This window comes from Parasedimentitalea denitrificans (assembly GCF_011813015.1).
Lineage (GTDB): Bacteria > Pseudomonadota > Alphaproteobacteria > Rhodobacterales > Rhodobacteraceae > Parasedimentitalea > Parasedimentitalea denitrificans.
The window spans coordinates 484-13,990 of the sequence record NZ_QHLQ01000032.1 but is presented as its reverse complement, the minus strand read 5'-3'; the positions used below and the strand labels follow the sequence as shown (position 1 = coordinate 13,990).

The following is a 13,507-nucleotide window of genomic DNA, read 5'->3' as shown; positions in this document are numbered from 1 at the left end:
CCTTGCCCACATGCGCGTGCAAGAACCTCAGAAAGAACTTTCCGGGCTACTTATCTTTCCCTCTAGTGGCCAATCTCTCAGGCTTAACTTTCGTCTTTTAGAACCTCCAGTGACTGTAGCGACGGTTGATTTGAGTACAGAGCGGGGCGAGAGCTTATTAGATTGATCGAAGGCTAGGAAATTAGGGCTAGAAAACGGTCTTACCCCGCGAGGACCGCGGTCGACAACGACACACCGCTATCAATCCGGAGAGTTGGACCTTAGCGGCCGTATTTCACGTAGGGGTAGCGCTCAACGTGTACCCGGCAAAAGGGACAGGTTCGGGGCGGTCCGTCAAATTTCAGTTTATTGGATCTGACTATTTGTATGTCTGAGAATGGGGAAATCGCAGGGGTCAGGGGCGGACATTGCCATCCAGCAAACTAAATGCTTGTTTGATTTGGAAAGAACTTCTCCACTGGAGTCATCATCCTGACGAAGCCATCTCGAATAAATTACTCACCTCAGAACAATTGAAGAATTGAATTTCTCCATTATGCCTAAAATTATTCCCGATCCAAGTCACGATGACGGCCCAAAGCTGTTGAGTTATTGGCGTGCCAGCATTTCCGACAGAATGTTCGGCAAAGGACGGTTCAGGATGAGTGAGATAAGGCGCCATGCACGCCTCAGCGAAAACGCAATAGTAACGGGTCGTCTTCCTCCGCGCCAAACTCAAATCCTTTTCAAGGACCAAGACGAAGCTGAAGGCTTTGTTCCTATCCGGCTGTGGCCACGTGTCTATACACGCCAAGTAAGTCATGGGACAGCAAGGCAAGATGGATTGCCGGATGCACTGGCACCGCTGGTTTCCGAAGCCGTTCTAACCCGTGGAGGCTATATCCTTCCAGGGCGTACCCTCGTCCCCCGTGATTTGTTGGAACCTTTGACATCTGGAGCGTTGTCGATTGGAACGACAGAGGCGCAGGATAGGTTTCTTTCAAACGGTGGCTTTGGGGAAGAACACTCAATCAGCGCTCACGCCGAAGGATGGGCCCGATACCTAAAATTCTGCGATGAACTTCTCGCAGAAGTTTGTGGCGACCAGCTCGATTCCGACGGCAATTTCAAGGAACGCACCCCAGGTTTCTTTGAAATCGCTGACGGTGCCTCAGCGATGGTTAAGGGTATTCTTTCGCTCTATGATGACTTGGCGCAGGAAGACGACATTCCGGCACTTATGCGCAGTTACGCCCGCATCAAACCGCGTCCTTTATCGTCCTCGCTTCCTCGGCCGTATGCCTTGTCTGACCGGTTGGGGCACTCAAACGATGTATTTCCGACTGCACAAAACCAAAGGGACGTTCTTGCCCACATGGCGAAGGCGAAACATGGAGAGATCACTGCTGTCAACGGCCCGCCTGGAACAGGCAAAACGACGATGCTCCTTTCCGCAATAGCTGGGCTTTGGGTGAAAGCCGCCGCAGAGGAGAGTGAACCGCCGGTTATTGTTGCCGCTTCGGCCAACAACCAAGCAGTGACGAACATCATTGATGCGTTTGAAAAAGACTACGCTACAGGCACAGGTGCTTTTGCAGGTCGATGGCTGCCGGGAATCAAGAGCTTCGGTCTGTTTTTGTCTTCTTTCGCGCGTGAAAAAGAGGCTTCCAAGCGCTACCAAACAGAAACGTTCATCAAGAAATTGGAGACAGAAACATACGTGTCTCAAGCGCAATCTACGTACTTATCAAAGGCCCAGAAAGCCTTTGATGACGAGAGCCTTGCGAGTGTGGAACAGGTAACGAAACGTCTGCATGATCGCATCAAAACGAGCATCGCACTGATGGAAAAACTCGATACCGACTATGCCGAAAACTTGAGAACACAAGCAGCAGTTACTGCCGAGTTGGGGACCGATCCTGCAAGTGCTGTAGCAGGGCGGGAAAACCGTCTGGTATCGGCCCAAAAATGCTTGTCAGACGCAGACAAGCTTGCACACCAATGGGACAGTCACGTAGCCCGGGAATCAGCACTTTTAGCGTTTTTCTCGTTCTTTCCGTCTGTCGCTCGCAAACGTCTGGCCGCCGCACGAGCGGTCATTCGGGAGTCTGGCTTTGATGATCTCGCCGATCAACTGGAGCATGTTGCGTCTGTCAGCACCAAGGTCCGGGATCATAGATCAAACGCCAAATCCGAAGTGGCCACGGCCTCGAAATCAGTGAAACACGCAGTGAAACTGATTGGGTTTGCAAAGGCCGCCGTTGATCATTGGGATAAAGTGACCAAAGAACTTTCCTCCGAATTGATCGGTGCAGAGATCGACGTTATCGACAGTTTCGCTGACTGCCAGATCCGCTTTCCGTTGTTTCTTCTCGCTACCCATTACTGGGAGGGGCGGTGGCTCATGGAAATGGAAAAAGTCCTTCCTGATATTGAAAGGGAGCAGAAGCGCACCGGGAAAAAGACAGTTATTCCTCGTTGGCACCGTCGCATGATGCTGACCCCCTGCGCAGTTGCGACGTTTGCAACATTACCCAGTAAGATGATCTGTAAAGCAAAGAAGGGTAACGCGTTCGTTGACAATTACCTGTATGATTTCATCGACCTGTTGATTATTGACGAAGCAGGACAAGTTCTTCCAGAAATTGCAGCGCCCTCACTGGCCTTGGCGAAACAGGCGCTGGTTGTTGGAGACACCCGGCAGATCGAGCCTATTTCAAACATTCCTAAAGCGATTGATCTCGGTAATCTGGAAAAATTCGACATTATGCCGGAAGATATGGATGAAACTGCTTTGACGGAATTTCTATCTTCCGGGTTTCTTTCGCATACTGGGAGCGCCATGGCCTGTGCCCAGAATTCCTGTCGCTACCAACCCTATCCGGACCTTGATCGCGGGCTGTATCTTTTTGAGCATCGCCGCTGTTTTGACGAGATCATCGCATTCAGCAATGCGCTTTGTTACAGAGGGCACTTGCAGCCAAAACGGGGCCAGGCCAACGGCCTTGATCTCCCGCCTATGGGGTACCTTCATATTGATGGCGCGGCATTTTCTGCCGGAGGCAGCCGCTTTAATCCGACAGAAGCACGCACGATTACCGCCTGGCTTGTTGCTCACCGTGAACGGCTTGAGACGCAATACGGACAAAAGATTGAAGACTTACTCGCCATCGTCACGCCCTTTGGGCGGCAGGCTCAAGAGCTGAAGCAAGCCTGCGCAGCCGCCGGTATCCGTACTATGGGTGCCGGTGCCATGACTATTGGTACTGTGCATTCACTTCAGGGGGCTGAGCGTTCTGTAGTCATTTTTTCCCCTGCTTACGCCAAAGGAGCAGATGGTACGTTTATCGATAGCTCTACATCCATGCTGAATGTTGCTGTTTCTCGTGCCAAGGATAATTTCCTCGTCTTCGGCGACATGGACCTATTTTCTTTGGCGTCCAGTGACTCTCCACGCGGGCTGCTTGGCACATTCCTGTTTGCCAAGTCGGAAAACGCCCTCGAATTCGACGTCCAACCGCGCGAAGACCTCGAAAGAAGGGCAGCTGAGGTAAGGATGCTTCGCGACGCCGATGACCATGATGTATTCCTGCGAGATGTTCTCTCAAATGCTCGGAAAACCGTCGAGATTGTCAGCCCCTGGACAATCAAGCGCACAATGGAAAAGAACGGATTTCTATCGCTGTTGCAGGAGGCTGCATCGCGTGGTGTAAAAATTGACGTTTACGCCGATCCGGTTCTGAACGCCAAAATCAACGACGACGGTGTGAGTCAATTTTCCGAAGCGGAAGCAGCCCTCATTGCGATAGGCGTATCGTTTCACCCCATTAGCCAACTGCACAGCAAAATTGTTACTGCCGACGAGGATATTTTCTGCATTGGTTCGTATAATTGGTTAAGCGCCGATCGCGTTGGGAGGTATGCCCGCCACGAGACCTCGCTGGTCTACAGTGGTGACCAAATGGCCAACGAAATCGAGCGTTTCCGTGAAAATCTCGGATTACGCAACCCATCGAGATCCACACCAGCTTTAGCAAATTAGCCCTGTGCTTGCCCCAACCGAAAACAAGCGCCCAAGTGATCCAAACAAACAAAATGGGTTGCCTGGCACTTTGAAATGCGTCTTGGCGCCAATCAGCTTCGGAACCGGGTTGAGATACGCAACAACTGGCAGGATGTGCGCGACGTCATTGGAGACGCCTTCACAGACGCGCTAGGCTGTATCCATTACAAGGATCCTCACAACAGACTGCAATCGCGCCTGCTGGCCGGGTCCTGGACTCTGGCAGCAACTTAAAGCCGCGATCGGCAATGATCTTCTGCTAAACTGCGCCGGGGTTTTTACCTCGCGATGTGATTAAGGCCAATCGAGCAGCCAAAATGCGGGAACTGGATGCGCAGCCTGTCGGTCTATTCGTCACCAGTGAGGCGATTTCCGAGGTAACTGCCAAAGAGTTCACCGACTTTATGGAAAACCACGTTGCAGCGTTTGAGCGTCATCGCTCCAATCCGCACCCCCAGTTACAAAGTCAGCGACCTTAGTGCGCAACTGGCGGCAGTACGTGCACACATGGGGCTGACAATACTTCCCTGTTTTATCGGCGATGCCGACCGCACACTGACCCGGGCCCAAGGATGTGAAACAGAGCATTACGGAAAGTTATGGATACTGACACATGGCGATACCCGTATTAGCAAACGTATACGTGTGTTTAGTAATTTCATTAAGCAACGTATCAAGTTGCATAGCGAGTTGTTAGTGGGTGGCGCACTGTCAGAGCGTTCTGTCCAATTGCCACTATTGGTGCATAGTTGCACCATCATGGCGCATAATCCAACACTGTTAGTGCGGAAAAGCACCCCCATTTGAAGTCAATCGAATGGAGGAAACGCATGTCTGAAATATCAATCCAATTTACGCCAGAGGGACGGTTCGAGCTGGCATTTGCCAGTGTTATCGAAGGCAAGGAAACGCAGCTATTTGCCGAATATTTCCCCGCTGTTGGCCCAATCCTCGGAGAATATGGTGGCAAGCCAGCAGCGTCATTTGTGGTACTGAAAAGTTGGACCACCCAACCCCGGCCCACCATAGGCGCACTGTTTCAATGGCCCAGTATTTCGGCCTACCACTCGTTTCATCAGGACAAACGCTTTCTTGATATTAAGGGCCTGCGTGACGACGCCTTAGCACACCTGTCAAACGGACACTTCTTTGGCGTGGATATCGCGACAACCGTCACGTTTGATACGGATGAAAGTTATGCTGCCTTATTGGTACCAAAGAATTTTGAGGTGCCCAGTGCCCTAATGACGCTCCCATTGGCGGCAAACAGTACCAAACAACGATACGCTAACCACAGCCTTGTGATCATAAATTGGGAAGAAGCCGCTGACGTCCTTGGTTCCATAATGGCCAACTCTGGTGAGATCTACAAATTCAAGTTCAACCCACCAAAGCCCGCATAAGGGGGAGCGATGACTGTTCGAAATCTAACTGTTGCTCCGGTAAAGGGGGCAATCAGAAACCCGGCCAACCCCGATCACTTTATGGTGGTTCAATCGGTAGGGACAAATGTTTTAGTACACATAAATGGGAGGCTGGTCGCACAGACCGGCAGCGCTCTCTGCGTGATTGAAATCGGAAATCTCGCCTATGAACCCCGGTTCTATATCCCCACTGACGATATCAAGATCGAGCTGAGTAGAACCAGTAAATCCACTCACTGCCCACTAAAGGGTGAGGCGTTCTACGTTGCGCTTGACGCTGTCGAGGTTGGCTGGGGATATGACACTTTTGACTTTGCCAATGTGCTGCAAGGCTACGTGTCGTTCAACGTATCCAACATGCAGATCACCCAAATTAGCTGATCAAGTTTAATCATCACTCAGGAGGCCACATGGCTCAGATTACCAAAGAAAAAACCGTAAATGCTCCGCTGTCCGAGGTTTGGAAAAGCTGGGATGCCTATGCTGACGTTCACACATTCCACCCCGGTGTTGAAAACTCATATCTGCTGGAGGGAAGCAAGGCGACAGGCAACGGGGCAAAGCGCCGCTGTGACTTTGTAGGGGGGAAGAACCATATTCTGGAAGAGATTGTAGCTTATGAACCTGAGAAGAAGCTCACGATCAAAATCTATGATGGCAACGTGCCGCTCAAAGTTGCTTATGTCACCTTTGCGTTTCAGGCTCTTGGTCCCTCACAGACAAAGATCACAGTATCGGCCGATTTTTCGATGAAAATGGGGCTGCTGGGTAAACTGATCTCTCCGATCATGCGTAAACAGTTAGGGGCAGGCCTGGGAATCTTGCTGGATGGAAATGCCGAAATGATGGACAGGCAAGCCGCCTAATCTGCGACTTCAATCAATTATGGCTGGCACCCAGTGCCAGCCTCTTTTTTGTATACCGGATATTTGTTACATGCCCGTTTCAGACTATTTTGGTGTAAGAACGGCGACTCCAAACAACTGCTTAGGATCAGTCCAGATTTGATCTGCTTCCCAGCCGTTCTCGCAGGCTAGTTGCTCAAGCTGCCCTGGTGTGTACTTGTGCGAGTTTTCTGTGTGAATACTCTCACCCACAGCAAAGCTTATCTCTTCTCCAAAGATCTGGATGACCTGTGCCCGTAAGCTTACGAGATGCATCTCGACCCGACTTCTGGCGTCATTCCAACGGGCCTCATGCTTGAACCCATCGAGATTGAAATTTGCTCCAAGCTCGCGGTTGATCCGAGTTAAAAGGTTCATGTTAAATGCCGCAGTCACCCCGCTGGTGTCATCATACGCCCGGATCAGCGTGTCGGTGTCCTTGACCAGATCCACCCCAACCACAAATGCCACCACATCGGAAATCTGTCGCATTTGTGCCAGCAGGTCGGCGGCATCGCCAATTTGGAAATTGCCGATGGTTGAGCCAGGGAAGAACAGGATCTTGCGGGCATCACCCAACTCCGCAGGGAGCGGAATTTCACCAGTGAAGTCCCCTACAATCGGAATGACATTTAGCGCCCCGTACTCATCGGCAACATGACGTGCAGAGGCGTAGAGATGGTCTTTGGATATATCAACGGGGACATAGCTGTGTAGGTTCGGTAGGGTGTTCAACAAGGCACGCGTCTTGGTGCTGGAGCCGCTGCCAAGCTCGACAAGAGCTGTGTTGCCACTGACATAGTGCTGCAGCTCTGCGGCGTGCTTGCGCAATATCCCCAACTCGGTACGGGTCGGGTAGTATTCATCCAACTGGGTGATCGTGTCGAATAATTGAGAGCCGCGTGCGTCGTATAGCCACTTGCTCTCGATGGTTTTCTGCCGGGCCCGTAGTCCTGCCATTATAGATTGGGTAAAGGATGTGGCGGCCTCGGTCTGAAAGCTCTCTGAGGGTGGGGCAACTGTCATATTTGGGTCCTTGTCTCAAACGTCATCTGCAAGCCGAAGGCCAAGCATCTGCCAGCGCTGGTGCGGGTAAAAGAAGGTGCGGTAACTGGATCGCATCTGGTCGATAGGCGTCGCGCAGGAGCCGCCGCGCAGAACAAACTGGTTGCACATGAACTTGCCGTTGTATTCGCCCACTGCCCCCTTGGGTGCGCGAAACCCCGGATAGGGTGTGAACGGGCTTTGCGTCCATTCCCAGACATCGCCCCACAGCTGTGGGTCATTGGGGTGTTGTGATGCGACCGGGCGGTGGTTGCCGGTCTCCAGAAAATTTCCCTTGATCGGATATTCTCTGGCGATAACTTCCCATTCCGCTTCGGTTGGCAAGCGCTGACCTGACCAGCGCGCAAAGGCATCGGCCTCGTAGTAACTGACATGAACAACTGGTGCGTTCAGATCAACGGGCTGCGGGCCGCGAAGTGTGTAGCTCCACCACTGATCATCCTGTTGCCACCAATACAGGGGGGCATCCCAGTCCTCGCGTTGTTTGCAGGCCCAGGCATCAGACAACCAGTGTTCTGCCGATTGGTAGCCGCCTGCTTGCATAAACTCGATCCAGTCACCGTTGGTCACCAGACGCGAGGCCAGCCGAAAGGGGCGCAGATAGGTTTTGTGACGGGGGCCTTCGCAGTCATATGCAAACCCGTTTCCGTCGTGCCCTATTTCAAGCAGCCCGCCGCCGTGTTCAATCCAATCCAACGGAGCGGCCTTGGCAACTGGCGCTGGGGTAGGTTCGCGATAGGCCGGCAGCAGCGGATTATGTGACAAGGCATGCAGCAGGTCTGTCACCAGTAGTTCCTGATGCTGCATTTCGTGATGACACCCCAAGATCGCCAGTTCGAGAACATCGCCGGTGTCTGTGCGATCCTGGTGAAGCAGCGCCTGCATTGCGGCGTCAACATGGAACCGGTACGCAAGAACTGCATCGACGTCGGGCCGGGAAATCAAGCCGCGGTTAGAGCGGGTGTGGCGCGGCCCCATTTTCACGTAGTATGAGTTGAACAAAAACGCGAACCGATCATCCGGGCTTTGATAGTCAGCTTGGTATTCTTTCAGGATGAACTGTTCAAAGAACCAACTAGTGTGTGCCAGATGCCATTTTGCCGGGCTGGCATCCTCCATCGACTGCAGCCCCATATCTTCGGGTGAAAGGCCTTCAACAAGGTCCAAAGATCGTGTTCGAACGGTTTCGTAATATGCTCCGATCTCTTTTTCGGACGCAGTGTCTTGTTCTGAGTGTCTTAAAGCATTTTCTGTCGGCACAAATACCGTTCCTTTCCAATATCATCAGGCTCTCCGGCATGTGCATTGTGGCCAGCCGGAAGGTTACTAAGCGTTTTAGCCGTATGGCTTAGATCAAAGGCGTCGCAACCAATCTGCCAACCCACGGCCAATCAAATGCGGGTGATCCTCTTGCAAAAAGTGGGTGCCTGGCCCGACGAAACGGGTTTCAAGGTTTGTCACATGGGCTGTAAGGTAATCGACCACAGGCTGCGGCATCAGCGCGCCGGGTTCTGCGTAGAACAACAGTTTTGGGATCTCGCTCGACATCAGCCAGGCACCATTTTGGGTTACCGCATCTGTTGTCGCTTGCGGCTCACCACCAATTGGAATTTCACGCGGCCATTGCAGCGTCGGCAGGCGGCTTTCTTCGGTTGCATATGGCGCGCGATAGATCTCCATTTCGGCTTCGCTAAGGCCGCGCACGACCCCCATTTCCGCAAGCACTTTCTCGACAAAGAAATTGCCTTTCAGAACCATCTCCTCGCCCACTCCCGGCGTACGCAGGGTTTTGAACAGCTCACCCGCCAACGGTCCCATTGCCTCGTAACTTGGGGCTGGCATTGCGGGGGGTACAATTGCTTCCATAAATGCCATTGCGGAGACGTTGCCAGAATTAAGCCGCGCATAGCGCATCCCCAGCGCCGAACCCCAGTCATGGATCACCAGAATGATGTCCTTCAAGCCCAGTGCTTTGATGAGTCCGTCCAGATATGTGGCGTGTTCTTCAAAGGTATAACCTATGTTGGGCTTACCGCTGTCGCCCATGCCGATTAGATCGGGTGCAATCGCGCGATATCCATCGGTGACATAGGGGATGATATTGCGCCACAGGTACGACGATGTTGGGTTACCGTGCAAAAACAGCACCGGCTGACCTTCACCTTCGTCTACATAGGCCATCTCTGAACCCTCAACTGAAATACTCTTCTTGGTGAAGGGGAAATCAGAGGAAATAGCCAAGCCATAGGGCTTGGTTTCATCGGCACTAACTGATTGCGCCGCGCCTCCAACAACGGCCAGAGTTGATGCTGAAATTGCTGACTTTAATAGCGTTCTACGGCTAGGTCCCGTGGGTTTAATCTTGAACATGATGTACTCCGATGTTGGCAGTGCGTGTTAATTTGAAGGCCTGTAGGCCACCAGCTTGCGACGTTTTTGGGTTGTGGGTTGTCACCTATAGGTGCAAATTTCAGATTTAACCGTTGAATTTTGCGCCCTACCGGTGCATAGACGCACCAATGAATGATTGGGATGATCTCCGCTTTTTCCTGGCTGTCGCACGCAAAGGCTCTATCCGGGGCGCTGCGGGACTGCTGGGGGTGAACCACTCCACAGTCTCAAGGCGTATTGACGCGTTTGAGAAAAAGCTGGGAACGCGGCTGTTTGAACGTTTGCCTTCGGGGTATTTGATCACCCAAGCAGGCGAAGAAATGAGCCGTTCTGCCGCTAAAATTGAAGCCGAATTTGATACAATTGGACGCCAGGTCACGGGACGCGATACCCAGTTAGACGGCGTTTTAAAAGTCAGCCTTCACAACTCGCTAGCAGATAAATTGCTGATGCCACTGTTCGTGGAGTTCCAGCGTAATTATCCGGAAATTGAACTTGATTTTGACATCGATCATTCAATGGCCGACCTGTCTCGACGCGAGGCGGATGTTGCCATTCGCATTTCCAATGACCCGCCTGACAGTTTGGTTGGGCGCAGGGTGGTTCGTTACGCAACTTCGACCTATGCATCGCTGGAATACCTAGAGCGGACCCGAAACCTTGAGGACCGAAAGGCCCTGGCGTGGATTGGTTGGTACGACCCAGTTCCTGATCCTCAATGGATACGCGACAGCCAGTACCCAGACGTTTCAGCCCGCAATCACATCTGCCACCCATTGACACAGCTGGCGGCAGCCAAGGCCGGTATGGGCTTGGCGATGTTGCCATGTTTTATGGCCGACACCGAGCCAGATTTGCGCCGCGTTCCAAACGCCTCGATAAACCCCAGCCGGGATGTCTGGGTGCTCACGCATGAAGATTTACGCCACACCGCACGTGTTCGCCATTTTACAGACTTTATGGTCAAGGGAATATTGGCGGAAAAAGATCTGCTCGAAGGTAAGTGTCCTCACGAACCGTGTTCCTAGGCTGATATCTTGTGACAGGTTGTTGGCGACACGGATCAAGTACAGACGGACTGCGATCTAAGTATCTACTATGGTGGCATGTCAGTGCAAACCGGCACTTGTCACACGATATTCCGAGGCCGGATCATGGCGTTGGGCAGCCCACGGTTTGCCTAGAAGCACAAAATCAGAAACGTTGATGATTTTGCCCCCCCTCCAATTTACCTGAATATCGCGGAAACCGAATGGACCGATTGGTAGGATTGGTGCTGCGTATTGGCCTGTAGCGGACCGCTAAGAAATGCACATGGGGTCAACATCTATGTGATTGCACTGCAGGCAGCCCAAGATTCTCCAAATTATCGGTCAATATCGGAGCTGGAACACAATGCTTTAAACGAATTTAGTTGTACTCAGAGGCTACGAGCTTCACGTCCTCCAAGAAGTGCTCGTACTTGGTGAATACTGTCTCAAAGTTCCCAGGTACGCCGTTGGAACTCGCATGATAAGTCGATCCAAGGCCTCCCTTGATTACGCCAATTAAGTAATTTTGCTCGCCATAATTGGCCTCTTCATTTTCAACGTCGATCCCCATGACAATTACCGCCCCGCCAGATGCTCCTCCGTAGGTGAAGGCCTGTGCATGGCCACCAAAAACCGTATTTGAAGCACCTATCAAGATTTCATCTTCGACATAGGTCAGAACTTTGCCACTATCGCCGATTTCTTTGTCAGTTGAGTAACCTGCAACAATGATTTGAGTATTATTCTTATAATTCACGGCCAGAGCGTCAAAGTCTTCTTCCCACTCGTAATCTAAGATCAACGGCTGCACATCAGAGTTCGAAATATTCTGTTCCAGCAGCAAAATAGCGTAATCGAGGTCGAAGTTGTAATACTCAGGAATAATCTCAGCAGACAGCTTTATGTTTTTGCCTGCTTTTGTAGTAGTCTCCCAGGTCATGGAGCCGTTTTTCAGGCAATGGGCTGACGAAATGACCACTCTGGAAGGTCTGTCAGACCTCAAGCCGATCAACGTGCCGGAACAACCAAATTGTTTTCCGCTTTCATCATCAATTTCCAATCGCCCCACGGCGTCCAGTACAGCCGGAGAAGTCGTGGATTTCCTTACTCTTTTGTCGTTTTCATGAGTGAATTCGCTGCCCGGGACAGCGCTGTTTTGCTCGCTTGATGAGTGAAGTATGACTTGGTGAACTTCTGCGGTCTGAATGTGCGTAAAGGAGGTGCCGACCACTACTGATTTCGAGGCTGCGTCACCGATAAGACCATGAGGCATTTCCGAAAATGCACTGTTTGAAAAGCCAAATACTAAGACTGTCGAAAGCAGAGTTTTTGCAGTTTTCAATCAACAGCCCCTTAACCGATTGTCCTCATAGAATGAGGGTGTTGGTGAATTTTAGATTTGTCGGCGGTGTTGTGACAAGTGTTTTGTGTCTATTTGCCAGGCGGAACGCAGACCATGCTGCGAAGCGGATTCTGGCATCGCCGCTTCGCCTTAGTATAGTCGACTCGATCTATTGCCTGATAAGCCAAGTTGACCATTTCTCGACAGTCAAAATTCCGCACTACTGCCGTTGATGCCAACCGCATCGAGTGCCCGCTGTCCGCCGATCCTGCTTCAGACGGCCCCCATGCTGCACTGCGCACCAATGTCGTAAAAGGGCTGGAACCGACCATTAGACGCGATCACCATTAACGGCAGCTAAGCGTATAAATCACCTTTGCAAAGTAGGACCGCCAAGCGTGTTTGGTCGACAGGACCGGCCTATTGCTGACCTTGGTGTGCTTTGCATCCAATGACTGCTCCCATCTCAAAGAAGGCCTGGCCACTGTCCCGGAATGGCGGGAAGACTGGCTGGGAGATGCTATTAATTGAAGGGAACCTAACGGCAGGAAAAATTAGCCTCAGGCCCTGCGTCACACCCAGCATTGCCGGTTCCTGACGACCTTGTTGTAGTCGCCCGGCGATTCTGTGTCTCACGAACAAGACCGTCTGAAATAGACTGCCATTGAGCCGGAGTGCATGACAAATAGTTATCAACATTACAACGGGTTGGTGGCGCTGGCCTATAATTGGTAGGTGTCGAGCGTGATTGTGAACTGGACCCTCCGCTGTAGTAAGCGCTTCGCGGATAACCGTTGATTGTTGCAGGTTCGCAGGCGGCCAAGCTCAGTGTGATCATTCCAAATACTAGATTTTTCTTCATAGAGGTATCCTTTGACTCGATGTCTAATATGGGACCATCGCCCATTCGGCATTTACTGCGTGCCTTTGGAGCGGCAGTCGTAACAGTCGATATTTGTTAAGTAGGCCGCCTTCTCCCGCCGGTATTGCAATCCCGCATTCTTTTCCAGCACTTCACGCCTCAAACGTCGACTTTAAGTGGAGCATGCAGAACGAACCGTCATAATGCATTTGCACTATGCGTCTTCATTTAGTGAAATTTTTCACGTTGGCGGATTTTCACCCCTTGCTTAGAAGATCGCCTTTGAATCCGGAAAACGCCATCGCCATCAGCCGAGAGATATCGCTTTGCTTTCGCGCCCCCATCTTTTGCAGCAGGGCTTGAGTTTGAGCTCTGACGGTGTTGCGGCTCAAACTGTTCGCGTCTGCATACTCATTAGCGCTCATGCCTATCGCCAGCGCTGATGCAAGTTTGGCCTCGGCGGGGG

At 51.8% G+C, this 13,507-nt stretch carries 12 protein-coding genes; 7 read left to right on the top strand and 5 right to left on the bottom strand.

Annotated elements, in window-relative coordinates; all coding sequences use genetic code 11:
* The first annotated feature begins 535 nt into the window (after window positions 1–535).
* From DL239_RS19800 to DL239_RS19775, 6 genes are all read left to right on the top strand, one after another.
* Window positions 536–4,021, top strand: coding sequence for an AAA domain-containing protein (locus tag DL239_RS19800; RefSeq protein ID WP_167685829.1), 3,486 nt, complete (start codon window positions 536–538; stop codon window positions 4,019–4,021).
* A 338-nt stretch (window positions 4,022–4,359) separates the two neighbouring features.
* Window positions 4,360–4,521 (top strand): hypothetical protein, encoded by a 162-nt coding sequence (locus tag DL239_RS19795; RefSeq protein ID WP_206188559.1) that lies wholly within the window; start codon window positions 4,360–4,362, stop codon window positions 4,519–4,521.
* Window positions 4,460–4,849, top strand: coding sequence for a LysR family transcriptional regulator (locus DL239_RS21935; protein WP_167685828.1), 390 nt, complete (start codon window positions 4,460–4,462; stop codon window positions 4,847–4,849). Before DL239_RS19795 ends, DL239_RS21935 begins: the two co-directional genes overlap by 62 nt.
* 23 nt (window positions 4,850–4,872) lie before the next feature.
* A complete protein-coding gene (locus tag DL239_RS19785) occupies window positions 4,873–5,445 on the top strand; it encodes a DUF1330 domain-containing protein (RefSeq protein ID WP_167685827.1) in 573 nt (190 codons plus the stop codon).
* Between the two features lie 9 nt (window positions 5,446–5,454).
* Complete coding sequence (locus DL239_RS19780; protein WP_167685826.1) at window positions 5,455–5,847, top strand: DUF427 domain-containing protein; 393 nt, start codon at window positions 5,455–5,457, stop codon at window positions 5,845–5,847.
* A gap of 29 nt (window positions 5,848–5,876) precedes the next feature.
* Window positions 5,877–6,332: an SRPBCC family protein gene (locus DL239_RS19775; protein ID WP_167685825.1), complete on the top strand. Its 456-nt coding sequence runs from the start codon at window positions 5,877–5,879 to the stop codon at window positions 6,330–6,332.
* A gap of 84 nt (window positions 6,333–6,416) precedes the next feature.
* Here DL239_RS19775 and egtD read toward each other — a convergent pair whose 3' ends face one another.
* The 3 genes from egtD to DL239_RS19760 form a co-directional block, all read right to left on the bottom strand.
* The gene (gene egtD / locus DL239_RS19770; RefSeq protein ID WP_167685824.1) at window positions 6,417–7,376 is read right to left on the bottom strand and encodes an L-histidine N(alpha)-methyltransferase; all 960 of its coding nucleotides are present in this window, start codon (window positions 7,374–7,376) and stop codon (window positions 6,417–6,419) included.
* A 15-nt stretch (window positions 7,377–7,391) separates the two neighbouring features.
* Complete coding sequence (gene egtB, locus DL239_RS19765; RefSeq protein ID WP_369410596.1) at window positions 7,392–8,675, bottom strand: ergothioneine biosynthesis protein EgtB; 1,284 nt, start codon at window positions 8,673–8,675, stop codon at window positions 7,392–7,394.
* Between the two features lie 93 nt (window positions 8,676–8,768).
* The gene (locus DL239_RS19760) at window positions 8,769–9,785 is read right to left on the bottom strand and encodes a haloalkane dehalogenase (protein WP_167685823.1); all 1,017 of its coding nucleotides are present in this window, start codon (window positions 9,783–9,785) and stop codon (window positions 8,769–8,771) included.
* A gap of 149 nt (window positions 9,786–9,934) precedes the next feature.
* Here DL239_RS19760 and DL239_RS19755 point away from each other — a divergent pair, with 149 nt between their 5' ends.
* Window positions 9,935–10,834: a LysR family transcriptional regulator gene (locus DL239_RS19755; protein ID WP_167685822.1), complete on the top strand. Its 900-nt coding sequence runs from the start codon at window positions 9,935–9,937 to the stop codon at window positions 10,832–10,834.
* 382 nt (window positions 10,835–11,216) lie between these two features.
* On the opposite strand, the gene DL239_RS19750 is transcribed toward DL239_RS19755, so the two are convergent.
* Window positions 11,217–12,179, bottom strand: a complete 963-nt coding sequence (locus DL239_RS19750) for a trypsin-like serine peptidase (RefSeq protein WP_167685821.1) — start codon at window positions 12,177–12,179, stop codon at window positions 11,217–11,219.
* Window positions 12,180–13,298: 1,119 nt separating this feature from the next.
* On the bottom strand, window positions 13,299–13,507 hold a 209-nt coding region (locus tag DL239_RS19740), incomplete at its 5' end, for a helix-turn-helix transcriptional regulator (RefSeq protein ID WP_206188554.1).

Excerpts from the sequence above, each read along its gene's own strand:
- egtD (WP_167685824.1), bottom strand. The coding sequence starts at position 7,376 with ATGACAGTTGCCCCACCCTCAGAGAGCTTTCAGACCGAGGCCGCCACA.
- DL239_RS19760 (WP_167685823.1), bottom strand. The coding sequence starts at position 9,785 with ATGTTCAAGATTAAACCCACGGGACCTAGCCGTAGAACGCTATTAAAG.
- DL239_RS19785 (WP_167685827.1), top strand. The coding sequence starts at position 4,873 with ATGTCTGAAATATCAATCCAATTTACGCCAGAGGGACGGTTCGAGCTG.
- DL239_RS19755 (WP_167685822.1), top strand. The coding sequence starts at position 9,935 with ATGAATGATTGGGATGATCTCCGCTTTTTCCTGGCTGTCGCACGCAAA.
- DL239_RS19795 (WP_206188559.1), top strand. The coding sequence starts at position 4,360 with ATGCGGGAACTGGATGCGCAGCCTGTCGGTCTATTCGTCACCAGTGAG.
- DL239_RS19775 (WP_167685825.1), top strand. The coding sequence starts at position 5,877 with ATGGCTCAGATTACCAAAGAAAAAACCGTAAATGCTCCGCTGTCCGAG.
- DL239_RS19780 (WP_167685826.1), top strand. The coding sequence starts at position 5,455 with ATGACTGTTCGAAATCTAACTGTTGCTCCGGTAAAGGGGGCAATCAGA.
- DL239_RS19800 (WP_167685829.1), top strand. The coding sequence starts at position 536 with ATGCCTAAAATTATTCCCGATCCAAGTCACGATGACGGCCCAAAGCTG.